This is a genomic window from Actinomadura fulvescens, assembly GCF_039533225.1.
GTDB classification, from domain to species: Bacteria; Actinomycetota; Actinomycetes; order Streptosporangiales; family Streptosporangiaceae; genus Spirillospora; species Spirillospora fulvescens.
This window is the reverse complement of sequence record NZ_BAAATD010000005.1, coordinates 104,205-128,290: the sequence shown is the minus strand read 5'-3', so window position 1 is coordinate 128,290 and position 24,086 is coordinate 104,205. Positions and strand designations below refer to the sequence as shown.

Here is a 24,086-nt window from a genome sequence, read left to right as displayed (position 1 = left end):
CCTCGTTCACTCGTCGGCGGTGAGCCCGTCGCGCAGCTGGGCGAGCGTGCGGGCGAGGAGCCGCGACACGTGCATCTGGGAGATGCCGAGCTCGGCGGCGATCTGCGACTGGGTCATGTTGCCGAAGAACCTCAGCAGCAGGATCTTCTTCTCGCGCGCGGGCAGCTTCTCCAGCAGCGGCTTGAGGGACTCGCGGTACTCCACGCCCTCCAGCGACTCGTCGATCATGCCGAGCGAGTCGGCCACCGCCGGGGCGTCCTCGTCGCCGGAGTCGGGGGCGTCGAGCGACACGGTGGAGTAGGCGTTGGCCGACTCCAGGCCTTCGAGCACCTCCTCCTCGCTCATCTGCAGGTGCGCCGCCAGCTCGCTGACCGTCGGGGCACGCCCCTCGCGCTGGGCGAGATCGCTGATCGCCTTGGTCAGCGACAGCTTCAGCTCCTGGAGCCGTCGCGGGACGCGGACGGCCCAGCCCTTGTCGCGGAAGTGCCGCTTGATCTCGCCGACGATCGTGGGCGTGGCGTAGGTGGAGAACTCCACCCCGCGGCCCAGGTCGAACCGGTCGATCGACTTGATCAGGCCGATCGTGGCGACCTGGATCAGGTCGTCCAGCCATTCGCCGCGGTTGCGGAAGCGGCGGGCGAGGTACTCGACCAGCGGCAGGTGCAGCTCCACCAGCTGGTCGCGGATGCGCTGGCGCTCGGGGTCCCCCTCGGGCAGCTCGGCGAGCCGCTCGAACAGGGCCCGGGCCCGGGCGCGGTCCGGGACGGCGCCCTCGGAGCGGTCGTTGCCGGTGCTGCCGGCCACCGTCGTCTTTTCCGTCACGGGGCCCCCGCAGCGCCGCGGCGCTTCTGCAGCGTCACGGTCACCCGGTCGTCGGCGCCCACGCGCGAGTCGACCTCTCCGGCCAGCGAGGAGAGGACGGTCCAGGCGAAGGTGTCGCGGCTGGGCTCCCTGCCCTCGACGGTCAGGACCGACACGGAGATGCGCATGGCGTCTCCGGTCAGCTCGAACTCGCACGTGAGGTCGGTCCCGGGGACCGCCTGCGCGAGCAACATCGCGCACGCCTCGTCGATGGCGATGCGCAGGTCCTCGATCTCGTCCAGCGTGAAGTCCAGCCTGGCCGCCAGGCCCGCCGTGGCGGTCCGCAGGACGGACAGGTAGGCACTGGCGGCGGGCAACTTCACCGTCACCACGTCGCGCAGGGACAACTTCGTACTGGCCGGCATCGCAGCGGTTTCCTCGGTCACGTCACTCCCTATCTGGGATAGTCCCGCTCCTTCGAAACTACCGCGTACTGAGCCTCCGGCGAGACTTCGCCGCGCGTGGCTTTCCCACGGATTCGCGGACCGGCACGGTTCTTCTCGCTTCAAACCTGACAACGGCGAGGAAAGGATCACCTTGGGCCCTCCGATCTATTGACTAGATGACTTGCTCTCTAGATAGGTTGCGCCCATGGATCTCATGGAGAAGTACGACACGGACGGTTACGCGATCTTTCGCGACGTGCTCGACGCCGAGCTGATCGCCGAGGCCGACCAGCACGTCCGGTGGCTGCAGGAGCGGTACCCGGGGCGCAGCGGCGAGGACCTGTCCACCGAGCTCGTCGCCCGCGACCCGTTCTGGGTACGGCTGGTGTCCGACGACCGGCTGCTGGACATCGCCGAGCGGTTCATCGGCCCGGACATCGCGCTTTTCGCCTCGCACTACATCGCCAAGCCGGCGCATACGGGCAAGGCGGTGCTCTGGCACCAGGACGGCGCGTTCTGGCCCCTGGACCCGATGAACGTCGTCACGCTCTGGCTCGCCGTCGACCACTCGACCCCGGAGAACGGCTGCCTGCGCGTCATCCCCGGCACCCACCGGGAGGAACTGCACGCCGTACGGGAACGCGAGGGCGACGACGCCGTCTTCAACGTGGAGAGCGACGTGGCCGTGGACGAGTCGAAGGCCGTCGACATGGTGCTCGCGCCCGGTGACGTGGAGGTGCACCACCCCGGCATCATGCACGGCAGCAACGCCAACACCTCGCCCTACCGGCGCTGCGGGCTGACCATCCGCTACATCCCCACCTCGACCCGGATCACCGCCGAGCCGCAGCCGTTCCCCAGTGCGTTGCTGCTGCGCGGCGAGCCCGGCGTCAACACCTACCAGCCGAAGCCGCGCTACATCGAGGGCGAGCACTTCCCCTTCGCCGACGCCCCCGCCTGGACCTGATCCGCCGCCGCCCGCTCCGGAAACGTTTCCCCGCCGATGTGGAAACGTTTCCACCCCTTCGAGAACTCAGCTGGATCAGGCGGGGAGGAGGGCCCCTGGATGGGCGATCACTTCGGCGGCCAGCCGGGTTCCGGCCTCGGCGGCGGCGCGCGGGACGGCCCCCGCCAGACGGGCGGCCAGGTAGGCGCCGTTGAACGCGTCGCCGGCGGAAGTGGTGTCGACGACCGCGGCTCCGGGGACGGCGGGGATCGGCTCGGTCGTGCGGGCGTCGGCGATCACGCAGCCGTCGGCGCCGAGTTTGACCACGATCTCACCCACCCCGGAGGAGCGCAGCCGCGCGACGCAGGCGCCCGCGTCGGTGTCGCCGTGGACGAGGCGGTCGTCGTCAAGGCTCGGCAGCGCGATGTCGGTGTGTGCGAGCACGGCGTTCGCCGCGTCGGCGGCGGCCCGGGGCGAAGGCCAGCCGCTCGGGCGGTAGTTGCCGTCGTAGGCGACCCGGCCGCCGCGCCGCCGGGTCTCGGCGAGCACGGCCACGAGCCGTTCCCGGGCCGCCCCGGACATGATCGACAGCGTGATGCCGGACAGGTAGACCAGGTCGTGGCCCGCGATGGCGTCGTCGAGCTCGGCGGGCTGGTCCGGGCCGAACAGCTCCCGCGCGGCGGAGCCCCGCCGGTAGTGCTGGAAGGTGCGTTCGCCGCGCGCGTCGGTCCGGATCAGGTACAGCCCCGCCTTGCCGCCGGGCCGGACCCGCGCGTACGCGTCGTGCACGCCATAGGCGCGCCAGTGCTCGCGCATGGCCAGGCTGTACGGGTCGTCTCCGGTGATCGAGACGAACTGGACGTCGACCGCGCCGGGCTCCGCGCTGCGCGCGAGGTAGGCGGCCGTGTTGAAGACATCTCCGGCATAGCCCAGCGCGAGCCGGTCCGCCGACAGATGCCGAAGCTCGATCATGCACTCGCCGATCAGCGCCACACGGGTCGTCATGGGCAGCACGATACATCTAGACAACAAGTCATCTAATGACCAGACTTCTAGAAATCGTGACTGACGAGACCCGTGAGGTGCACGTGCGGAAACCCACCCACCGCAAAACAAGACTCACCTGGAGCGGCCTCGCGGCCGGCGCCCTGACGCTCACCCTGTCGACGACGGCGTTCGCCCCGGCGAGCGCCGCACCGCCCAAGCCGAGCCAGGCGTCCGCCGCCCACCCGCGGACGGCTACGACGGCGGCCCCCCTGACCTGCAACGGCGTCCGGATGCCGGCCTTCCAGAGTTCGGCGCCCAACGCCGAGCTCAACGGGCTCTTCACCCGGTACGCCACCGACAACAGCCGCGTCGACGACTGGACCGGCGCCGACGGCACCTACTCGACGACGCTGCCCGACGGCCGGCTCGCCTTCGTCTTCTCCGACACCTTCCTCGGCAAGGTGAACGCGGACGGCTCGCGCTCACCGGTGATCGAGGAGGGCGGGACGACGCCGTTCCTCAACAACACGTTCGTGGTCAAGGACGGCAAGAAGCTGACCACCGTCACCGGCACCGCCAAGGGGGTCATGCCGCCGCGCGACGACAAGCACTGGTACTGGGCCGGGGACGCGATCACCGCTGGCGGCAAGGTCCAGGCCACCTACCAGGAGTACGAGCGTTTCGGCCCCGGCATCTGGGACTGGCGCTGGTCCAGGAACGTTCTGGCGCAGTTCTCGCCCAAGCGCCTGTCCAAGCCCACCAGCGTGACCCCGCTGCCGTCCAGCAAGGGCATCTCGTGGGCGTCGTGGCTGGAGCGTTCGGGCCACACCATCTACGTCTACGGCGTGGAGGACAAGGGCAACAGCAAGTACATGCACCTGGCTCGTGTCCGTGGCAACAGCCTGAAGGGAAAGTGGGAGTTCTACACGGGCAAGGGCGGAGGCAAGGGCTGGTCGAAGCGCGAGGCCGACTCGGCGCGCGTGATGGACGGCGTCGCCAACGAGTACAGCGTCAGCAGGCAGGGCCCGGGCTACGTGCTCATCACGCAGGACACCACCGAGCTCTTCAGCACCAAGATCGTGGCCTACCAGTCCTGCTCGCCGCGCGGCCCGTTCACCGGTAAGACCACCGTCTACACGACCCCCGAGACGGGGCTGGCCGGCAGCTACGGCAACGCCAACGTGTTCACCTACAACGCCCACGCCCACCCCGAGCTCAGCTCCAAGGGCCGCATCGTGGTGTCGTACAACGTGAACAGCTTCAAGAACACCGACCACTACAAGGACAGCAGCATCTACCGGCCCCGCTTCGTCGACGTGAGGTTCCGCTGACCGATGAGTTACCGACGTCACCGCCCGGCCCGCAACTGGGGTGCCCGGCTGCACGAGATCACCTGGTTCGGCCTGCGCGCCGTGGTGCTGGAGAACGAACTGCTGCGGGTGACCGTGCTCGCGGACAAGGGCGGTGACGTCGCCGAGTTCCTCGACAAGAGGCGGGACATGGACTTCGTCTGGCTGGCTCCGGACGGCATCCGTAACCCCCGTGACGTGACGGGCGGCGCCTCCGACGACGTGGCGGCCTTCCTCGACCACTACGAGGGCGGCTGGCAGGAGGTGCTGCCCAACGGCGGCCTGCCGAGCACCTACCGGGGCGCGGCGCTCGCCCAGCACGGCGAGGTGGCCGGGCTGCCCTGGGACGTGGAGATCGTGACCGACGACCCGGGCGAGGTCGCCGTGCGGCTGAGCGTGCGCTCGCGGCGGATGCCGCTGCGCGTGACCAAGACGTTCCGGCTGGTGGCGGGGCGGCCCGAGCTCCTCGTCGACGAGGAACTGACGAACGAGTCGGGGGTGGCGGTGGAGGTCATGTGGGGCCATCACATCGTCTTCGGCGCCCCGTTCCTGCGTCCCGGGCACCGGATCCGGCTGCCGGAGGAGGTCCAGGCCGATGCGGGCCTGACGGTGGTCCCCGACTACGGGGAGCCGAGCGACATCCACTACCTCACCGGCTTCGGGCGGGACGGGTGGTACGAGATCACCGACCCGGCGGACGGGCTCGGGCTCCGGGTGGACTGGGACGCCTCGGTGCTGCGGCATCTGTGGTTGTGGCGCGAGCTGGGCGCCTCCCGGGATCATCCCTGGTGGGGACGGGCCTACGTGGTCGGGCTCGAACCGTTCGCCGGTTACCCGACCGAGGGGCTGACCGAGGCGGTGCGCAACGGTTCGGCGCTCACGCTGCAACCGCACGAGACCAGATCGCTGTGGCTGCGCGCGAGCGTCATTCAGGAGGAGGGGAATTGAGCGGGGAGTTCGACGGCAAGGTCGCCGTCGTGACGGGAGGGTCGCTCGGCATCGGGCGGGCGGTGGTAGAACGGCTGGCCGCCGGCGGTGCCGCGGTGGTCTTCTGCGGCCTGGACGAGGAATCGGTCCGGGCGGCGGAGTCGGAGCTGCGCGGCGAGGATCTCGATGTCACCGGGATCGTCGCGAACGTGACCGACGCGGCGCGGATGCGTGGGCTCGTCGGCGCGGCGGTCGAGCGGTACGGCGGGCTCGACACGGTGGTGACCTGCGCGGGCGTCCAGCGCTACGGCACCGTGGAGGACACCACCGAGGAGCTCTGGGACGAGGTGCTCGGCGTCAACCTCAAGGGCGTCTTCCTCGTCTGCAAGGCGGCCGTTCCCGAGCTGCGGCGGCGCGGCGGCGGCACGATCGTCACGATGTCGTCGGTCCAGGCGTTCGCCTCCCAGGACCGGGTCGCCGCGTACACGGCGAGCAAGTCGGCCATCAACGGGCTCACCCGCGCGATGGCACTGGACCACGCCGCCGACGGCATCAGGGCGAACGTCGTGTGCCCCGGCTCCGTGGACACCCCGATGCTGCGCTGGGCCGCCGACCTGTTCCGCGGCGGCACGAGCCAGGACGAGCAGGTCGCCGAATGGGGCCGGGCCCACCCGCTCGGCCGGGTCGCGCGGGCCGAGGAGGTCGCCGAGCTGGTGGCGTTCCTCGCCGGGCCGCGCTCGTCGTTCATCACCGGGGCCGAGCACCGCGTCGACGGCGGCCTGCTCGCCCGCAACCCCGCAGCGCTGCCGGAGGTCTGATGCCCAGCACCCGAGTCTTCTTCGACGGACTGTTCACCAGCCCGCGGCTGGACCATCCCGAGGGCGTCGCCGTGCACCCGCGGGACGGCAGCGTCTGGTGCGGCGGCGAGGCCGGTCAGATCTTCCGCATCGACCCCGCCGGCACGAAGATCGAGCAGATCGCCACCACCAACGGCTTCGTGCTCGGCATCGCGTTCGACCCGACCGCCTCGTATCTGTTCATCTGCGACATCGTCCATCCCGGGGTGTTCCGGCTCGATCTGGCCACGGGCCAGGTGGAGCTGTTCGCCGACGGGGCGGGCGGCCACCGTTTCCGTAACCCCAACTATGCGGTGTTCGACGCCCAGGACCGGCTGTACGTCTCCGACAGCCGCCAGCTCGACGAGCCCGGGCCGGCGGTCTTCCGGTACGCGATGGACGGCACCGGCGAGGTCTGGGACGAGCGTCCGATGGCGTTCGCCAACGGGCTCGCGCTGGCTCCGGACGAGTCGTCCCTCTACGTCGTCGAGTCGTTCATGCCCGGCGTCACCCGGGTCGAGATCCGGGCGGACGGCAGCGCGGGGGAGCGGAGCACCGTCGTCGAGTTGCCCGGCACCGTCCCCGACGGGATCGCCTTCGGTCCCGACGGCCTGCTTTACATCGCCTGCTACGAGCCCAGCAAGGTGCTGCGCGTCCGGCACGACGAGAAGACAGCCGGGAACGTCGAGGTGGTCGCCGACGATCCCACCGCCCACCTCCTGTGCCATCCGACCAACCTGGCGTTCAAGGGCACCACGGCGTACGTGGCGAACCTCGGCCGCTGGCACATCACCGCGATCGACCTCTAGATCTGCCTTCGTCAACCGGGTCCATCACTTCTCCTTCATCCCCCCACAAGGAGTTTTCGCATGCGTCCTCTGTCCCTGCGCGCTGCCCGTACGACCGTCGCCTCCGCGGTCCTGGCCTCGTTCTTCCTCGCCCCGCCCGCCTCCGCCTCCGCCACCGCCGCCCCCGTGTGCGGCGGTACCCAGGCGCCGACCTTCGGCACGGCCTCCCCGAACACCTCGCTCAACAACGCGTTCACGACGTACGGCAACAGCAACGCGCGGCTCGACGACTGGACGGGCGCCGACAGCACCTACTCGGTCAAGCTTCCGGACGGCAGGACGGTCTTCGGCTTCTCCGACACCTTCCTCGGCCAGGTCAGGGCGGACGGTTCCCGCCCGATGACGATCATGGACGGCGGCACCACGCCGTTCCCCAACAACACCTTCGTCGTACGGTCCACGAGCGGTGCGATGACCACCGCGCACGGCGGCACGGTGGCCAACCCGACCGCGCTGCTGCCTCCGCGCGACGCCTCGCACCTCTACTGGGCCGCTGACATGACCGTGCACAACGGCGAGGTGCAGCAGCCCTACCGGGAGTACTGGAAGGGCACCGGCCCCTGGCAGGTCAAGTTCGAGCGCAACGTGCTCGCCCGCTTCTCGACGAGCAACCTCAATCAGCCGGTGTCCGTGACGGACCTGCCGTCCAGCCGGAAGATCATGTGGGGCTCGGCGCTCCTCAGGGACGGCGGCTACACCTACATCTACGGCACCGAGGACCTGGGCGCGGACGGCAAGCACCTCTACATCGCCCGTGTGAACGGCACCGACCTGCGCGGCACGTGGAGCTACCGGACGTCGAGCGGCCTGTTCGACTCCACGTCGGAGGCGGCCGCGGTGCGAGTGCTGAGCGGTGTGTCGAACGAGTTCAGCGTGTCCAAGCGGGGCAACTTCTACATCCTCCTCACGCACGACACCAAGGAGGCGTTCAGCGCCCAGATCGACACCTACCTCTCCTGCTCGCCCGCCGGTCCCTTCACCGACGAGCGCACCGTCTACCTGGCGCCGCAGGCCAAGCCACTGCACTACAGCTACAACTCGCACGCCCACGCGTCGCTGACGACCACCAACAACCTCGTCGTGTCGTACAACGTCAACACGTTGGACGAGACAAAGGGCGAGCTGAACGAGAACTACCAGGACGTGACCGTCTACCGGCCGCGGTTCATCAACGTCCCGGTCACCGGCTGAGAGTAAGGAGCGCCCAAATGGATCCCGAGCTGACCGACGCCCTCGCCGGCATGCCGTATGTCAGCCTCGCCGACCCGGCCAAGGCGCGGGACGCCATGCGGGCGCTCGTCGAGGTGTTGTCCGAGCCGGTGACCGACACCCGGGTCGAGGTCGGGGACCGCACGGTCCCCGGCCCGGCCGGGGTGCCGGTCCCCGTCCGGATCTACCGGCCGAAGGAGCGGCGCGAGCCGGTCCCGGCGCTGGTCTACTTCCACGGCGGCGGCTTCGTCACCGGTGACCTGGAGAACGAGCACGTGCGCTGCCTGGACTTCGCGGGCGAGGTGGGCATCGTGGTCGTCTCCGTGGACTACCGGCTCGCGCCCGAGCACCCGTTCCCGGCCGCGTTCGACGACGGCTACGCGGTGACGGTGTGGGTGCGCGAGAACGCGGCGGAGCTCGGCGCCGATCCCGATCGGATCGGCGTCGGCGGCGGCAGCGCGGGCGGCGGACTGGCCGCCGGGATCGCGCTGCGCGCCCGGGACGAGGACGGGCCGCCGCTGGCGTTCCAGCTCCTCATCTATCCCGTGCTCGACGACCGGATGGACACGCCCTCGATGCGCACGTTCGTCGAGCCGCCGCTGTTCAACCGGGGCGACGTGGGGCACATGTGGCGGCACTACCTCGGCCCGCTCCACGGCCGGGCGCCCGTCTACGCGGCTCCGGCCCGGGCCGAGGACCTGTCCGGCCTGCCCGCCGCGTACGTACTCGTCGCGGAGGCCGACCCGCTGCGCGACGAGGACCTGGCGTACGCGCTGCGGCTCATCCAGGCCGGGGTGCCGACCGAGCTGCACCATGTGCCGCACGTGTACCACGGCTTCGACGGCGTGCTCTCGGCGGCGGTCGCCCGCGAGGCTCTCGCAGGTCAGCGGGCGGCACTGCGCCGAGGTTTTCACCTGGCCACCCCTGGACAGGGCGGTACATCAAGTGATTAGATGACTTAACTTCTTTCGAGAACGAGGTAGTCGATGGCTCAGGATGTGGCCCGGCCCAGTCTCTCCGACGCGCTCACCGAGCGCGTCCTGGAGCTGATCCGGTCAGGCGGGCTCCGCCCCGGGGACCGGCTGCCCTCGGCCCGGGAGTTGTCCGAGCGCTTCGCCGTGACCACCCCGACGCTGCGCGAGGCGCTGCGCCGGCTGGAGGCCACCGGCGCGGTCCAGATGCGGCACGGCTCGGGCATCTACGTGGGAGCCGACCTCGAACGGGTCGTCATCCCCAATCCCAACTTCCGCGAGCTCCAGAGCGACCAGCTGCTGCAGCTGCTGGACGCCCGGCTGCTCATCGAGCCCCCGGTGGCGGCCATGGCCGCCCGCCGGGCCGACCCCTCCGACCTCGCCACGCTCCGCGCCGTGCTCGACCAGGCGGGCTGCCACCTGGACGGCGCGGACGCCGAGCTCGACAAGGCCAACATGTCGTTCCACCGGGCGACGGCCAAGGCCGCGGGCAACGCGGTGCTCGGCGAGGTCATCGACTCGCTGCTGTCGGTGCACGCCGCCGAGCAGCGCGCGATATTGCGCATCTTCGACGACCGCGCCCGCGACCACGACGAGCACCGGGCGATCCTCGGTGCCATCGAGGCCGGCGACGCCGGGCGCGCCGAGGAGCTCATGCGCGTCCACCTGCTGGACGTGAAGAGCGTCATCGAAGCCCGGCTCACCTGACCTGACAGCTGTTCCACAACCCGTTCCATCCCGGTCGCCCGCCCGTACCCGGACCGGCGGCTCCGTAGCCAACCCCTCGTTCACCGACTCCTGGCAGCCCACCCCACACCTAGGAGGCCCCATGATGCCGTCGATGCGTCTGCGGGTGACCGCGCTCGCCACCGGCGCGGCGATGCTCGCCCTCGCGAGCTGCTCGTCCGGCGATGATTCCGGCGGGTCCAAGTCCGAACTCAAGCTCTACAACGACAAGGGAGCCTGGTCGCAGTTCTTCGACCAGATGGGGGCCCAGTCGAAGACGGAGATCGGGCTCGGCGTGAAGCCGGTGGGCTACACCGACGAGCCCACCTACACCGCGTTCATCAAGGCCTCGTTCCGGACCAAGGTCAAGCCGGACCTGTTCACCTGGTCCACCGGCGGCCGGCTCACCGAGATCGTCAAGCAGAACCAGGTGGCCGACACCACCGACATCTGGCAGGCGGCGATCAAGAGCGGCGACCTGTCCGCCGACCTGGCGAAGTACTACACGATCGACGGCAAGCAGTACTGCGTCCCGCTGAACACCGCCTACTGGGGCATGTTCTACGACAAGAAGGTCTTCGCCAAGCACAAGCTCCAGCCGCCGAAGACGTGGGCCGACCTGGAGAACATCGCGCGCACGCTCAAGTCCAAGGGCCAGACGCCGTTCCAGCACACCACCCCGACGTCGCTGTTCTCGTTCGTGTGGTTCGAGCAGCTGCTCGCCGGGACGAACCCGGACCTGTACGAGAAGCTCGGCACCGGCCAGGCGTCCTACACCGACCCCGGCGTGGTGGACGTGATGAAGCGCTGGAAGACCATGATCGACGCCGGCTGGTTCAGCAACCCCGGCGACAAGGCCGACCCGGCCGACCACTTCAAGAGCGGCAAGGCCGCGATGGTCTCGTCCGGCACCTGGTTCAACACCAGCATGACCCAGCGCAACCTCAAGCTCGGCCAGGACTACGGGTTCTTCTTCATCCCGAACGTCAACCCGGCGCTGCCCAAGACCTCGCTCGTCTTCGAGAGCGGCCCGCTCTGCTCGCTGAAGAAGGCGCCCGACGCCGAGGCCAGCACCAAGTTCCTCAAGTGGTGGGTCACTCCCGCCGCCCAGGAGAAGTGGGCCAACTCGCGCGGCGACGTCTCCGGCAACCCGCGGGTGAAGATCGCCCAGCCCGAGCTCGCTAAGATCACCAAGGATGCGGCGAACGGGCAGTACCGCCTGGTCCAGCGCTACTTCGAGGCGGCGCCGCCGCCGGTGCTCACCGCCGCCCTGGACGGCCTCAGCGGCTTCGCGGTCAAGCCGGACACCTACATGAAGGTGCTGGAGACCATCCAGAAGGCCAACGAGCAGTACTGGAAGACGCAGGGGAACTGAGCCGGGCTTATGACCGTGCACAAGACTCCCGCCTCCCCGAAGACGGCCGCGGCGCAGGCCACGAGGCGCCGCGGCCCCGGTAACGGACGCCGCCGGCCCGCGGGCCGGGCCGGCGGCGCGCCGTTCGCCCTCTACGGGCGCTTCCGCCACGGCTATGTGTCGCCGGCGCTGCTCATCGTCGCGGTGCTGCTCTACCTGCCGTTCGTCTGGACGGCCTGGCTGAGCCTCACCCACTACGACGGGCTCGGGTCGCCTGAGTTCATCGGGCTCGACAACTACACCCGGATGCTCGACGACGAGGCGCTGCTGACCTCGATCCGCAACACGCTGCTGTGGGTGGTCGGGACGACGGTGCTGCCGGTCGGGCTCGGGCTGCTGGTCGCCGTGCTGTCCTACGACGTGAAGGGCGGTCCGTGGTACCGCCTGCCGTTCCTGCTGCCGTACGCGATGTCCGGGGCCGGGCTCGGCCTCGTCTGGGGCTTCATCCTGCAGCCTGAGGGCGTCGCCAACCAGGCGCTCTCGTTCCTCGGGATGCCGGGCGGCGACATGTCGTTCCTCAACGACGGCCCGGAGAACACCATCGCGATGCTGCTGGTGTGGACGTGGCAGCAGCTCGGCGTCAACATGCTGCTCTTCGTCGTCGGCCTGCAGTCGATCCCGCGCGCGCCGATCGAGGCCGCGCGGCTCGACGGGGCGTCGGGGTGGAAGATGTTCCGGCATGTCCTGTGGCCGCAGATGCGCCCGCTGACCACGGTCGTGGTCGGGCTGGCGCTGGTGGCCAGCCTCAAGACGTTCGACATCGTCTGGACGATGACCCAGGGCGGTCCGGGCCGCACCTCCGAGACGCTCGCGGTGACCATGTACCGCGACGTGTTCGTCGCCGACGAGTACGGCTACGGCTCGGCGGTCGCGGTGCTGCTGACCACGGTCACGGGGCTCGCGTCGTACGTCTACATGCGGCGTCAGATCGGAAAGGAGGAGATCTGATGCGTCCCTACGAGGTGGCGCGCCGCGGCGTGCTGGTGGCGCTCGGGCTGGTCTGGCTGTTCCCGACGTACCTGATCGTGGTGAACGCGATCCGCCCGGCCGACGCCTACAAGCCGGCCGAGGCGGTCAAGCCGTCCGGCGGGTTCGGGTTCGTCGACAACGTGCGCCAGGTCTGGGAGACCACCGACATCCTGCAGAGCATGGGCAGCACCCTGCTCTACGCGCTGGTCGCGCCCGCGCTCGCGGTGCTGCTCGGCGCGCTCGCCGGGTACGCGATCGTGGTGCTGCGGCTGAAGCACGGCTTCGCCTGGTTCATGATCATCTACGGCGGGTCGATCTTCCCGTTCCAGATGCTGCTGGTGCCGTTGTTCGTCGGCTACAGCAAGACCCCGCTGTACGACACCCGGCTCGGGATGATCCTCATCCATCTGGCCGTCAACATCCCGTTCGCGGCGCTGGTGATGCGCAACTTCTTCGGCGGGGTGGCGGTCTCGATCTTCGAGGCGGCGCGGATGGACGGCGCCTCCACGATGCGGATCTTCTGGCGGATCTTCCTGCCGGTGTCGTGGCCCGCGCTGGCGGCGGTGTTCATCTTCGAGTTCACGTTCACGTGGAACGACCTGCTGTTCGGGCTGACGCTGACGCAGTCGGAGAGCGCCCGGCCGGTCATGACGGAGCTGGCCGCCCTGACCACCGACGTCTACGCGGGCACCCCGGTGCCGATCGCGCTCGCGGCCGGGCTCGTGGTGTCGCTGCCCACCGTCGCGGTCTTCCTGGCGACGCAGCGCCTGTTCGCGCGGGGTCTGTCCATCGCCCAGCTCTGAGGCACCGCTGCTCTGCAAGCTTTCGAAAGCTCCCACGCTCTTCACGTTCAAGGGGAAATATGACGAGCCGTCTGTTGCAGGCCAGTCTCGGATCACCGGACTACGACGGGATCCGCGAGGCACTGCGCCAGGACTCTTCGACCGAGGTCCTCGCCGTGCGCGGGCTCGCCGTGCGCGCCGCGGTCCTGCCGTTGTTCAGGCGGGAGGGCGACGCGCTGCGGCAGGTCGTCCGGGTCGACGTGACCGGTGAGGCCGCCGCCGGGCTGGACCTGGCGCTGGAGGACGGGGACGGCTCAGGCGTCGCCGAGGCGCGGACCGGCGACGACGGCCGCGCCACCCTGCTGGTTCCGGAGGTCGACGGGCCGCGCCGCCTGACGCTGCGGGTACGCGACGCCGCCGGGCTGGTCGGGGCCGCGCCGCTGGACGTGACGCCGCAGCGCAAGTGGAATGTCTTCGTCGTTCACCACTCCCACCTGGACATCGGCTACACCGACACCCAGGGCACCGTGCTGCGCCACCACCTCGACTACCTGGACGCGGCGGTGCGGCTGGCGAACGAGACCGCGGACTGGCCGGACGACGCGCGCTTCCGCTGGTCGGTGGAGTCGTCGATGCCCGCGCTGCGCTGGCTCGCCGCGCGGCCCGAGGACATGGTCGCCGACTTCGTGCGGGCGTCGCGGGCGGGCCAGATCGAGGTCACCGCGTTCCCGATGCAGCTGCACACCGAGGCGTGCTCGGCCGAGGAGCTCTACCGGCAGCTGCGTTTCGTGGAGCAGCTGCGGTCGGCGTACGGGATCGACGTGCGGTCGGCGATGCACACCGACATCCCGGGCGCGGTCGTGGGCGTGGTGGACGCGCTCAACGCGGCCGGAGTGCGGTACCTGGCGGCGGCGCACAACTGGGCCGGGCGGTCCGTTCCGTACATCACGGGCGGCGACAAGCTCGGCCGGCCGTTCCGGTGGCGTGCCCCGAGCGGCCGCGAGCTGCTCGTGTGGTTCACCGACACCCCGCACGGCATGGCCTACATGGAGGGCAACACGGTCGGCCTGGTCGACGGCTACGACCTCGCCGAGGACCTGCTGCCGCGCTACCTGGGCTCGCTCGCCGACCGCCCCTACCCGTACGGGCCGGGCACGTTCGGCTGGTACGCGGCGCCCGGCCAGGTCGGCGCCGCCAAGGCACCCGACCTGCTGGACGCGGTGCACCTGCGGGTGCAGGGCGCGCACGCCGACAACGCCGGACCGTCGATCATGCCCGCCGAGATCGCGCGCCGGTGGAACGAGACGTGGGCCTACCCGCGGCTCCGCATGGCGACCAACGCCGACTTCTTCGAGCACGTCGAGGAGCGTCACCTCGACGAGCTGCAGGTCCACGAGGGCGACTGGACGGACTGGTGGGCCGACGGCCTCGGCTCCGGCGCCCGGCCGCTCGGCTACGTCCGGCGCGCCCAGAACGTGCTGCGCTCCGCCGAGACCCTGCACTCCCTCGCCGGGGCGGATGCCGACGGTGTCGACGAGGCCTACGACAAGGCGGCCCTCTTCGACGAGCACACCTGGGGCGCCGCCAACCCCTGGGAGGACGCCGAAGAGGGCGGCGACTCGGGCGGCCTGCAGTGGACCCGCAAGTCCGCGGTCGGCTACCAGTCCTACGACGACGCCCTCGACCTGCTGCAGGCGGGAGCCCGCCGCTTCGGCGCGACGCGGGGGCCGGCGCCGGACGCGCTCGCCTCGTTCGTCGTCGTCAACCCGGGCACGTTCGCCCGCACCGATGTGGCGCGGGCGTTCCTGCCCAGGGACGTGGTCGCCGTGGACGTCCCGATCACGATCGTGGACGCGCGCACCGGCGAGCCGGTGCGCCACCGCGAGGAGGAGGTCGACCCCGACGAGTGGCCGACCCGACCGATCGGCCGGCACCTGGAGGCGATCGTTCCGGACGTGCCGGGGCTCGGCCACGTCCGGCTGGACGTGGTGCGCGGCGACGCGCCCGCGCCCGAGCCGGTCGACCTGGGCCGCGACGGCGTGATCGAGAACGAGTACTACCGGGTGACCTACGACCTCGCCGAGGGCCACCTCGGCTCGGTCTTCGACAAGGTGGCGGGCCGCGAGCTGGTGAACGCCGACGCGGCGGCCGGCTTCGGGCAGTACATCTACGACCGGTACGCCACCGCGCCGCACTTCAACCACCTGTCGGGGCACATGCTCGTGCACGACAAGACGCTGCTGGGCGACCGCGCCATCGGCCGCAACGCCGGCGTGGTCAGGTGTGAACGCACGCCCGCCGGAGAACGGCTCGTCGTGGAGATGACCGGCAAGGGCGTCGACTGGCTGCGGACGACGATCGACCTGTACGCGGGCGTCCCGCGCGTCGATCTGCGCTTCCAGCTGGGCAAGCAGCCGACCGCGGCCAAGGAGGCGGTCTTCTTCTCCTTCCCGTTCGCGGTGAGCGGGCCGCCCTCGGTATGGGAGCTCACGGGCGGCGTCGGCGGCACGCACGTGCCGAGCGTCCCGGGGTCGGCCGAGCACATGCGCCCGATCAGGCACTGGACGGCGTTCGAGGACGCCGATCTGACGGTGGCGTGGGCGACGCTGGAGGCGCCGCTGGTGCAGTTCGGCTCGATCCACATGCCGTACGCGCCGTTCCCGCCGACACTCGACGTCGAGCCCGCCACGGTCTACTCCTGGGCGCTCAACAACATCTGGGACACCAACTTCCCGTCGCAGCAGTCGGGCGAGACGACGTTCCGCTACGCCGTCTCGTCGGCCACCGGCGGGGTCCCGGGACGGCGGCTCGGCGCGGCGACCGCCGCCGGGCTCACCGACGCGTTCGTGGCGACGCTGGCGACCGGCGAGGAGGCGGCGGACGCCACGGGCGTCTTCGTCTCCGTCGACGACCCGGACGTGCTGGTCACCTCGATCGGCAGGGCGGACGGCGAGCTGGTCGTGCGGCTGCAGTCGCTGGCCGACGGGCCGGTGGAGGCGGGACTCCGCGTGCCCGGGCTCCGCCGGGCCGTGGTCGACTCCGGTCTCGGCCGTGACGTCGAGGAGGCGCCGGTACGCGGCGGTGTCGCGGCCGTCCGGCTGCCCGCCTGCGGGATCGTGGCCGTCACGGTGAAGGAGAACCGGTAGATGAAGATCACTGACATCCGGGCCACCACCGTCGCGGTACCCCTCCAGGCGCCGCTGCTGCACAGCAACGGCGCCCACTGGGGCCGGTTCGTCCGCACGATCGTCGAGGTCGAGGCCGACAACGGGCTGGTCGGCCTGGGCGAGATGGGCGGCGGCGGCGAGAGCGCCGAGGCCGCGTTCCGGGCCCTGGCGCCCTATCTGGAGGGGCACGACCCGTTCGAGCTGGAGGCGCTCCGCTTCAAGATCGCCAATCCGACGGCCAGCCTCTACAACAACCGCACGCAGCTGCTGGCCGCGATCGAGTTCGCCTGTATCGACCTCGTCGGGCAGCACCTGGGCGTGCCCGCCTACGATCTGCTCGGCGGCAAGATCCGCGACACCGTGCCGTTCGCCTCGTACCTGTTCTACCGCTATCCGGGGGCCGAGTCGGCCGAGGTGCGCACGCCCGAGCAGCTGGTGGCGCACGCCCGCGCGCTCAAGGACGAGCACGGGTTCTCGGTCCACAAGCTCAAGGGCGGGGTGTTCCCGCCCGCCCACGAGCTGGAGTGCTACCTGGCCCTGGCGGAGGCGTTCCCCGGCGACCGGCTCCGCTACGACCCGAACGCGGTCCTGAGCATGGACGAGGGCCTGCGCTTCGGCAAGGCCATCGAGCACCTCAACAACGACTACCTCGAAGATCCCGTCCTCGGGCTGGAGGGGCTGCGGCTGGTCCGCGAGCGGGTCGACGTCCCGCTCGCGACCAACACCGTCGTGGTGAACTTCGAGCAGCTCGCCGCCAACGTGCTGCGCCGCGGCGCCGACGTGGTCCTGCTGGACACGACGTTCTGGGGCGGCATCCGGCCCTGCGTCAAGGCGGCCGGGATCTGCGAGACGTTCCAGGTCGGGGTCTCGGTGCACTCCTCCGGCGAGCTCGGCATCCAGCTCGCCACGATGCTGCACCTCGGGGCGGTGCTGCCCAACCTCACCTACGCCGCCGACGCGCACTACCACCATCTCGCCGACGACGTGATCGAGGGCGGCAAGCTGCGCTACGTGGACGGCCGGATCGCCGTGCCGACGGGACCGGGCCTCGGCGTCCGGCTCGACCGGGACAAGGTCGCCGAGTACGTCGAGCTCTACCGCGAGCTGGGCGGCTATCCGTACGACCGCGACCCCGGCCGCCCCGGCTGGTACCCGCTCGTTCCCAACGAACGCTGGGCGGATCCGACCGTCGCGCTCAGCGCCATCTGAGGTCGGGCGGGAGGGCGTCAGGCGGCGGGAGGGCGTCAGGCGGGACGGGTGGTGCCGAGCTGCCGCAGAGGTTCGCCGGTCAGCCGGTAGACGGTCCACTCGTCCTGCGGCGCCGCGCCCAGCGACTTGTAGAACCCGATGGCCGGGGTGTTCCAGTCGAGCACCGACCACTCGACCCGCCCGTATCCGCGCTCCACGGCGGTGCGGGCGAGCTCGGTCAGCAGCGCCTTGCCGTAGCCGTGCCCGCGCACGTCCGGGCTGACGTAGAGGTCTTCGAGGTAGATGCCGTGCTTGCCGAGCCACGTGGAGAACGACAGGAACCACAGCGCGAAGCCCACGACCTCGCCCTCATGCTCGGCGACGTGGGCGAACGCCTTCGGCTCGGCCCCGAAGAGGCTGCCGCGCAGGTCCTCCTCGGTCGCCTTCACCTCGTGTGCGGCCCGCTCGTACGTCGCGAGCTCGTGCACGAGCCGCAGGATGGTCGGAACATCGTCAGGAGTCGCAGGCCGAATCATGCCTGACAGGCTAGCGACTCCCGACGAGTCCGAAATGCCGGGTCGATCGCCGCATCGCGGCCGGCCGGTCAGGCGGCCTGCTTGGTCTCCCAGAAGATCTTGTCGATCTCGGCGATCTTGCTCAGCAGGTCCTCCGCGACCTTGACGTCGAGGCTGCCCTTGGTGCCACTGGCGCCGGCGAGCTTGGTGGCCTCGTTGAACAGCTGGTGCAGCTGCGGGTACTTCTCGAAGTGCGGAGGCTTGAAGTAGTCGGTCCAGAGCACCCAGAGGTGCTCCTTGACCAGCTCGGAGCGCTGCTCCTTGATCTGGATCGCCCGGGCGCGGAAGGCCGGGTCCTCGTTGGCGGCGTACTTCTCGATGATCGCCTTGACGGACTCGGCCTCGATGCGTGCCTGCGCCGGGTCATAGACACCGCACGGCAGGTCGCAGTGCGCGGAGACCGTGGTCTTCGGGCGCAGAAGGTTGACGAGCACCTGCGTTTCCCTTCCCTCGTATCGGATCATGCTCAGGTCACCGACATTACTCTTGTGGCCCGGAGGGCGTACGGGCAGGGCGCTCGGTCTTTGGGCCTAGGACCCCGATGCCGGCGAGGCCGAGGTGACGGACGGGGGAGCGGTGGTTCGGATTCCGTGGCGTGTCGTCGCGGTGACCGGCGCGTCGATGTCGCCCGCGCTGCGTCCGGGCGACTGGCTGATCGTGCGGCGCGGCGGCCGGGTGAGGGTGGGCGACATCGTGGTGGCACGCCATCCGGAACGGCCGGACACGCTGACCGTCAAGCGGGCCACGTTCCGCGACGGTGCGGGATGGTGGCTGGAGAGCGACGACCAGCGGGCCCGCGGCCGGCGTGACAGCTGGAACTGGGGCGCGGTGCCCGACGAGCTCGTGGTCGGACGCGTCGTCGCGCGTTACTGGCCGCCCTCGCGGATCTCGGTCTTCCGCCCGCCGGCCTGAGCGGCCCCGCGCTGGGCCGGCACGGCGGTCTCGATCGCCGCCCGCGCGCTCGTCCGGGCCGGATGGTGGGCCGCCGCCACGCTGCTCGGCCGCCCGGCGCACCGGTCCGAGCAGTAGCGCTGGGACTTGTTGGCCGTCGTGTCGAAGAACACCCGTTCGCAGCCGTCGGCCCGGCAGATCCCGAGCCGGTCGAGCCCGCGGTCGCTGACCTTGACGGCCAGGCCCATCGCCGCCCACGCCGCGTACCGGTCCTGGACCGAGCCGCCCTCGTTCAGATGCAGGTGCCAGGGCCGCCCGTCGTGGCCGGAGAGCTGCGGATGGACCGGATGGTGCATCAGCAGCGAGTTGAGGCGGTCGATGGCGTCCTCCTCGTCCCCGGCCACCGCGGAGACGAAGACGGCGCGCAGCTGCGCGCGCAGCTCGCGCATGGCGTCGAGGTCGCGGTGGGCGACCCGGCCGCCCAGCCGGGACCGGATCACCAGCAGCTCTCGCAGGACTTCGAAGTCGCGTCCTTTGTCGGCCTGCGAGTCGTGCGTGTTCACGAGTTCGATCGCCAGGTCTGCGTAAGAGGCGAGGTCCACGTTCGCTCCTGACGGAGTCGACCTGATCGTGCGTGATTCGTCAGTGTCATTCCCTCATGTCGAGTATTACACCTTCGATCACGGTGCACACCGAAGCGACCGGCCCGGAATATGAAATATTGTGCGGCCGGACCGAACCCCAGCCGACAATTTGATCGCCTATGGACCGTTTCGACGGAGTTTTGACGCCCGTCACGGAGGATGCGCACACGATGACGGCCCGTGATCCCGGCAGGGAGATCACGGGCCGTAACGGCCGGCTCAGATGCGGCTGACCCCGTCGGCACGGGCCTGCGCCGCCACGGCGGCGGTGACGGCGGGCGCCACACGCTCGTCGAACGGGCTCGGGATGACGTAGTCGGGGGACAGGTCGTCGCCCACGATGTCGGCGATCGCGGTGGCCGCCGCGAGCTTCATGTTCTCGGTGATCGAGTGCGAGCGCACCTCGAAGGCGCCCTTGAAGATGCCGGGGAAGGCCAGCACGTTGTTGATCTGGTTGGGGAAGTCGCTGCGGCCGGTGGCGACGACCTTGGCGTGCCGCCGCGCGACCTCGGGATGCACCTCGGGGGTGGGGTTGGACAGCGCGAAGACGATTGCGTTGGACGACATGGTGGCGATGCACGACTCGCGCACGGTGCTCCCCGAGAGGCCGATGAACACGTCGGCGCCGCGCAGCGCCTCCTCGGTGGAGCCCTTGAGCCGCGACCGGTTGGTGATCGCCGCGATCCGCTGCTTGATCGGGTTGAGGCCGTCCCGGCCCTCGTAGATCAGGCCCTTGCTGTCCGACAGCGCGATGTCGCCGATGCCGGCGTTGATCAGGATCTGGGAGACCGCGATGCCCGAGGCGCCCGCCCCGGCGACCACGGCGCGCAGCTCCGACAGCGGCTTGCCGATCAGCCGCGCCGCGTTGGTCAGCGCCGACAGCGCCACGATGGCGGTGCCGTGCTGGTCGTCGTGGAAGACCGGGATGTCGAGCGCCGCGCGCAGCCGGTCCTCGATCTCGAAGCAGCGCGGCGCGCTGATGTCCTCCAGGTTGATGCCGCCGAAGCTGGGCGCCATCCGGATCACGGTGTCGACGATCTCGTCGACGTCGGTCGTGCTCAGCGCGATCGGCACCGAGTCCACCCCGGCGAACTCCTTGAACAGCAGAGCCTTGCCCTCCATGACCGGCATGGAGGCGGCCGGGCCGATGTCGCCCAGGCCGAGCACGGCGGTGCCGTCGGTCACGACCGCCACGACCTTGGAGGTCCAGGTGTAGTCGTAGGCCAGCTCCGGGTGTTCGGCGATGGCGGTGCACACCCGCGCGACGCCGGGGGTGTAGGCCAGGGACAGATCGTCCTTGTCGCGCACCCGGATGGTCGAGCGGACCTCGAGCTTGCCGCCGCGGTGCAGCGGGAAGGCCGGATCGTCGTCGTAGGAGAGCGGTTCGTTGGGAATGGGCTCAGCAGCCACAGCGACCCCTGTCAGAGAATTGGGTTTGCGGGCGATGCCGCCGCGTAGGTGCGGTCTGGTGGCCGTCACCGTGGTGGGCATCTCGCGACGTACGGGGGTCACCCGTTGTCCGATTGTGCCACAGCTGACAGCGGCGACCCCTGGACTGTGAGGTGGTGGCCATCACCCCGATGCCACAGCGTGATACCAATCTTACGCGGTGCGTTCGTATTACGGTGATCTTCCCGGGCGGGGTCGCCTTGTTGTCCGATTGTTTCGGAGCCTTAATCCAGATCGCGCCTGGTGTAGGCCAAAATGTGCCATTAACTTCCGGATCTGCAAAGATCCGCTGAAACCGAACTGGAGGGGGGACCTGTGATCACTGGTTCTCTGCGCCGTGGCGTTGTGGCGACGGCCGCGCTTGCCCTGACCGGTCTCCTGGCGCTGAGCGCCTGTGGTGACGACGATGGTGGGGGGAGTAAGGCCCAGCCGAAGGTCCCCGGCGTCAAGCTGGTCAAGAACGGCCAGCTGACGGTGTGCACCAACATTCCGTACGAGCCGTTCCAGTTCAACCAGGGCGGCAAGGTCGTCGGCTTCGACGTGGACCTCATGGACCAGGTCGCCAAGAAGCTCGGCGTCACCCAGAAGATCATCGACATCGACTTCGACGCGATCAAGAGCGGCACCGCGCTCAACGCGGGCCGCTGCGACGTCGCCGCCGCCGGTATGACGATCACTCCGGAGCGCAAGGCGAACCTCGACTTCTCCATCCCCTACTTCGACGAGGTGCTGGGGATCATGGCCAAGAAGGGCTCGGGCGTGAAGACGCTCGACGACGTCAAGGCCAAGAACCTCCGCCTGGCCGTGCAGAAGGGCACCACGAGCCTCGACTACGCCAAGGGGAAGGGCTTCGACCCCAAGGTCGGCAACAACTCCGGCCTCCAGCTGCAGATCATGCAGTCGAACCAGGCCGACGTCGCCCTCCAGGACCTGCCCGTGATCGACGGCTGGCTCCGCAAGGGGGACATCGCCTCCAAGTACGAGCTCGTCGGCCAGGTCCAGACCGGGGCGCAGTACGGCTTCGCGGTCAAGAAGGGCGGCGCCCCCGAGCTCCTCAAGACCATCGACGAGACGCTCAAGGCGTCCTTCACCGACGGCAGCTGGAAGGCCTCCTTCGTCAAGTGGATGAAGGCGGAGCCCGCGTCCACGCCCAAGCAACCCTCCTGACCCGGGTAGCCGATGTCTGACTCCACCACTGTGGCCGAGCCGGCCGGTCCTGCCGGGAGCCCTCCCGGCAGGACCGGGCTCAGCCCGCGTCAACGCCGACGCCTGAGCCTGGCGATCCAGTACGTGCTCCTGCTGGCCGCGGTCGCCCTCGTGGCGAGCCTGGCCGACTGGACCGCCATCAGGCAGAACTTCTTCAAGGCCGAGGTGGCCAAGGAGACGCTGCCCGACCTGTTCACGGTCGCGTTGAAGAACACCGTCATCTTCACGCTCTCGGGCTTCGCCCTGGGCTTCGCCTTCGGCCTGGTCCTGGCGCTGATGCGGTTGTCGAGCGTGGCGCCCTACCGGTGGGTCTCGGTGGTCTACATCGAGATCTTCCGCGGCGTCCCGATGCTGCTGATCTTCCTGATCATCCTGTTCCTGCCCGCGGCGTTCCCCGGCTTCCAGTTCCCGTTCGAGCCGTACGGGCAGGTCGCGGTGGGCCTTGGCCTGGTCGCCGCCGCCTACATGGCCGAGACGTTCCGGGCGGGCATCCAGGCGGTGCCCAAGGGGCAGATGGAGGCCGCGCGCTCGCTGGGGATGCCCTACATGCGGGCCATGGGGTCGATCGTGATCCCGCAGGCCATCCGCATCGTCCTGCCGCCGATCGCCAACCAGCTGGTCCTGCTCTTCAAGGACTCGTCGCTGGTGTTCGTGCTCGGACTCAGCGCGAGTACGGTCGAACTGACGAAGTTCGGTTCCGACCTGGCGACCGACCATGCCAACGGAACCCCGCTCATGATCGCCGGACTCACCTATCTGCTCGTCACGGTGCCGGCGAGCATCCTCGTCCAGCGGCTCGAGGTACGACAGGCGAAGGCACGGTGACGGTATGAGCCCCATGGTGGAGATCCGCGACCTGCACAAGTCGTTCGGGAATCTCGAGGTGCTGAAGGGCATCGACTTCAAGGTGGAGCGCGGCCAGGTGATCTGTGTCATCGGCCCGTCCGGCTCCGGCAAGTCCACGCTCCTGCGCTGCGTCAACCTGCTGGAGCAGCCGACCAAGGGCCAGGTGTTCGTCGAGGGCGTCGAGCTGACCCACCGCGACATCGACATCGACGCCGCGCGCCGCCGGATCGGCATGGTGTTCCAGCAGTTCAACCTGTTCCCGCACCTCAGCGTGCTGGCCAACATCACCATCGCGCAGCGCCGGGTGCTCAAGCGGGGCAAGGCCGAGGCCGAGAGGACCGCCCGCGCGAACCTGGCCAAGGTCGGCCTGGAGGAGAAGGCCGGCAGTTATCCGGCGCAGCTGTCCGGCGGCCAGCAGCAGCGGGCGGCGATCGCCCGTGCCCTGGCCATGGACCCGGACCTGATGCTGTTCGACGAGCCCACCTCGGCGCTCGACCCCGAACTGGTCGGGGACGTCCTCACGGTGATGCGCAAGCTCGCCCAGGACGGCATGACCATGCTCGTGGTCACCCACGAGATGGCCTTCGCCCGCGAGGTGGCCGACAAGGTCGTCTTCATGGACGACGGCATGATCGTCGAGGAGGGCCCGCCCGCGCAGATCATCGGCGACCCGCAGCACGAGCGCACCAAGCTCTTCCTGCGCCGCGTCCTCGACCCGACCCACGTCGAGGTCGGAGGCGCACCCGAGTTCGACAGGGCCAGCCATGACTCGGCTGTCGATGATGTTCCGCCGACGGCTCTCGGCCGGAACGACTCGGGCCTCGGCCGCACCGGCGGCATCTGAGCCGGGGTAGACGACACGACGGTGGCCCAAGTCGGATCGTAGCCATGTCGTTCTGTGAGCCAAGG

Annotated in this window: 24 protein-coding genes; 17 read left to right on the top strand and 7 right to left on the bottom strand. The window is 69.8% G+C overall.

Annotation, left to right across the window (positions count from 1 at the left end):
* Positions 1-6: 6 nt before the first annotated feature.
* Both ABD333_RS19615 and ABD333_RS19610 read right to left on the bottom strand, forming a co-directional pair.
* Positions 7-822, bottom strand: coding sequence for an RNA polymerase sigma factor SigF (locus tag ABD333_RS19615; RefSeq protein WP_344542855.1), 816 nt, complete (start codon positions 820-822; stop codon positions 7-9).
* Entirely contained in the window at positions 819-1,247 is a 429-nt protein-coding gene (locus ABD333_RS19610) for an ATP-binding protein (RefSeq protein ID WP_151566146.1), read from the bottom strand. Before ABD333_RS19610 ends, ABD333_RS19615 begins: the two co-directional genes overlap by 4 nt.
* Positions 1,248-1,452: 205 nt before the next feature.
* Between ABD333_RS19610 and ABD333_RS19605 the strand changes: the two genes are divergently transcribed.
* A complete protein-coding gene (locus ABD333_RS19605) occupies positions 1,453-2,214 on the top strand; it encodes a phytanoyl-CoA dioxygenase family protein (RefSeq protein ID WP_344542852.1) in 762 nt (253 codons plus the stop codon).
* A gap of 75 nt (positions 2,215-2,289) precedes the next feature.
* On the opposite strand, the gene ABD333_RS19600 is transcribed toward ABD333_RS19605, so the two are convergent.
* Positions 2,290-3,198 (bottom strand): sugar kinase, encoded by a 909-nt coding sequence (locus ABD333_RS19600; protein WP_344542850.1) that lies wholly within the window; start codon positions 3,196-3,198, stop codon positions 2,290-2,292.
* Positions 3,199-3,254: 56 nt separating this feature from the next.
* Between ABD333_RS19600 and ABD333_RS19595 the strand changes: the two genes are divergently transcribed.
* The 12 genes from ABD333_RS19595 to ABD333_RS19540 all read left to right on the top strand — a co-directional run bounded on the left by ABD333_RS19595 (position 3,255) and on the right by ABD333_RS19540 (position 17,587).
* A complete protein-coding gene (locus tag ABD333_RS19595; protein WP_344542849.1) occupies positions 3,255-4,511 on the top strand; it encodes a glycoside hydrolase family 183 protein in 1,257 nt (418 codons plus the stop codon).
* A gap of 3 nt (positions 4,512-4,514) precedes the next feature.
* A complete protein-coding gene (locus ABD333_RS19590) occupies positions 4,515-5,477 on the top strand; it encodes a DUF4432 family protein (RefSeq protein ID WP_344542847.1) in 963 nt (320 codons plus the stop codon).
* Positions 5,474-6,274 (top strand): SDR family NAD(P)-dependent oxidoreductase, encoded by an 801-nt coding sequence (locus tag ABD333_RS19585; RefSeq protein ID WP_344542845.1) that lies wholly within the window; start codon positions 5,474-5,476, stop codon positions 6,272-6,274. The genes ABD333_RS19590 and ABD333_RS19585 overlap by 4 nt, the downstream gene beginning before the upstream one ends.
* Positions 6,274-7,101 carry an SMP-30/gluconolactonase/LRE family protein gene (locus ABD333_RS19580; protein ID WP_344542844.1) on the top strand — a complete coding sequence of 276 codons (828 nt, stop codon included), beginning with the start codon at positions 6,274-6,276 and terminating at the stop codon, positions 7,099-7,101. The genes ABD333_RS19585 and ABD333_RS19580 overlap by 1 nt, the downstream gene beginning before the upstream one ends.
* A gap of 60 nt (positions 7,102-7,161) precedes the next feature.
* On the top strand, positions 7,162-8,331 hold the full coding sequence (locus ABD333_RS19575; protein WP_344542842.1) for a glycoside hydrolase family 183 protein: 1,170 nt from the start codon (positions 7,162-7,164) through the stop codon (positions 8,329-8,331).
* A gap of 17 nt (positions 8,332-8,348) precedes the next feature.
* Positions 8,349-9,302 carry an alpha/beta hydrolase gene (locus tag ABD333_RS19570; RefSeq protein WP_344542840.1) on the top strand — a complete coding sequence of 318 codons (954 nt, stop codon included), beginning with the start codon at positions 8,349-8,351 and terminating at the stop codon, positions 9,300-9,302.
* A gap of 33 nt (positions 9,303-9,335) precedes the next feature.
* Positions 9,336-10,028 carry a FadR/GntR family transcriptional regulator gene (locus tag ABD333_RS19565; RefSeq protein ID WP_344542838.1) on the top strand — a complete coding sequence of 231 codons (693 nt, stop codon included), beginning with the start codon at positions 9,336-9,338 and terminating at the stop codon, positions 10,026-10,028.
* A 133-nt stretch (positions 10,029-10,161) separates the two neighbouring features.
* The gene (locus tag ABD333_RS19560; protein ID WP_344542837.1) at positions 10,162-11,421 is read left to right on the top strand and encodes an ABC transporter substrate-binding protein; all 1,260 of its coding nucleotides are present in this window, start codon (positions 10,162-10,164) and stop codon (positions 11,419-11,421) included.
* Between the two features lie 9 nt (positions 11,422-11,430).
* Positions 11,431-12,408, top strand: a complete 978-nt coding sequence (locus ABD333_RS19555; protein WP_344542834.1) for a carbohydrate ABC transporter permease — start codon at positions 11,431-11,433, stop codon at positions 12,406-12,408.
* Positions 12,408-13,232, top strand: coding sequence for a carbohydrate ABC transporter permease (locus ABD333_RS19550; RefSeq protein ID WP_344542832.1), 825 nt, complete (start codon positions 12,408-12,410; stop codon positions 13,230-13,232). Before ABD333_RS19555 ends, ABD333_RS19550 begins: the two co-directional genes overlap by 1 nt.
* 59 nt (positions 13,233-13,291) lie before the next feature.
* Entirely contained in the window at positions 13,292-16,357 is a 3,066-nt protein-coding gene (locus ABD333_RS19545) for a glycoside hydrolase family 38 N-terminal domain-containing protein (RefSeq protein ID WP_344542831.1), read from the top strand.
* Entirely contained in the window at positions 16,358-17,587 is a 1,230-nt protein-coding gene (locus ABD333_RS19540; protein WP_344542829.1) for an enolase C-terminal domain-like protein, read from the top strand.
* A gap of 35 nt (positions 17,588-17,622) precedes the next feature.
* Here ABD333_RS19540 and ABD333_RS19535 read toward each other — a convergent pair whose 3' ends face one another.
* Both ABD333_RS19535 and sodN read right to left on the bottom strand, forming a co-directional pair.
* A complete protein-coding gene (locus ABD333_RS19535; protein ID WP_344542827.1) occupies positions 17,623-18,102 on the bottom strand; it encodes a GNAT family N-acetyltransferase in 480 nt (159 codons plus the stop codon).
* Positions 18,103-18,170: 68 nt separating this feature from the next.
* Entirely contained in the window at positions 18,171-18,575 is a 405-nt protein-coding gene (gene sodN / locus ABD333_RS19530) for a superoxide dismutase, Ni (RefSeq protein WP_344542825.1), read from the bottom strand.
* 142 nt (positions 18,576-18,717) lie between these two features.
* On the opposite strand from sodN, the gene sodX reads away from it, so the two are divergent.
* Positions 18,718-19,053, top strand: a complete 336-nt coding sequence (gene sodX / locus ABD333_RS19525; protein ID WP_344542823.1) for a nickel-type superoxide dismutase maturation protease — start codon at positions 18,718-18,720, stop codon at positions 19,051-19,053.
* Here sodX and ABD333_RS19520 read toward each other — a convergent pair.
* A complete protein-coding gene (locus tag ABD333_RS19520; RefSeq protein ID WP_344542821.1) occupies positions 19,008-19,634 on the bottom strand; it encodes a CGNR zinc finger domain-containing protein in 627 nt (208 codons plus the stop codon). The two genes, sodX and ABD333_RS19520, sit on opposite strands and share 46 nt — an antisense overlap.
* A gap of 261 nt (positions 19,635-19,895) precedes the next feature.
* Entirely contained in the window at positions 19,896-21,086 is a 1,191-nt protein-coding gene (locus ABD333_RS19515) for an NAD(P)-dependent malic enzyme (RefSeq protein WP_344542819.1), read from the bottom strand.
* Between the two features lie 354 nt (positions 21,087-21,440).
* Here ABD333_RS19515 and ABD333_RS19510 point away from each other — a divergent pair, with 354 nt between their 5' ends.
* The 3 genes from ABD333_RS19510 to ABD333_RS19500 are packed head-to-tail and all read left to right on the top strand — an operon-like array spanning position 21,441 to position 24,021.
* Positions 21,441-22,292: a transporter substrate-binding domain-containing protein gene (locus ABD333_RS19510; RefSeq protein ID WP_344542817.1), complete on the top strand. Its 852-nt coding sequence runs from the start codon at positions 21,441-21,443 to the stop codon at positions 22,290-22,292.
* A 12-nt stretch (positions 22,293-22,304) separates the two neighbouring features.
* Positions 22,305-23,156: an amino acid ABC transporter permease gene (locus ABD333_RS19505; protein ID WP_344542815.1), complete on the top strand. Its 852-nt coding sequence runs from the start codon at positions 22,305-22,307 to the stop codon at positions 23,154-23,156.
* 4 nt (positions 23,157-23,160) lie between these two features.
* Entirely contained in the window at positions 23,161-24,021 is an 861-nt protein-coding gene (locus tag ABD333_RS19500) for an amino acid ABC transporter ATP-binding protein (protein ID WP_410556229.1), read from the top strand.
* Positions 24,022-24,086: the final 65 nt, after the last annotated feature.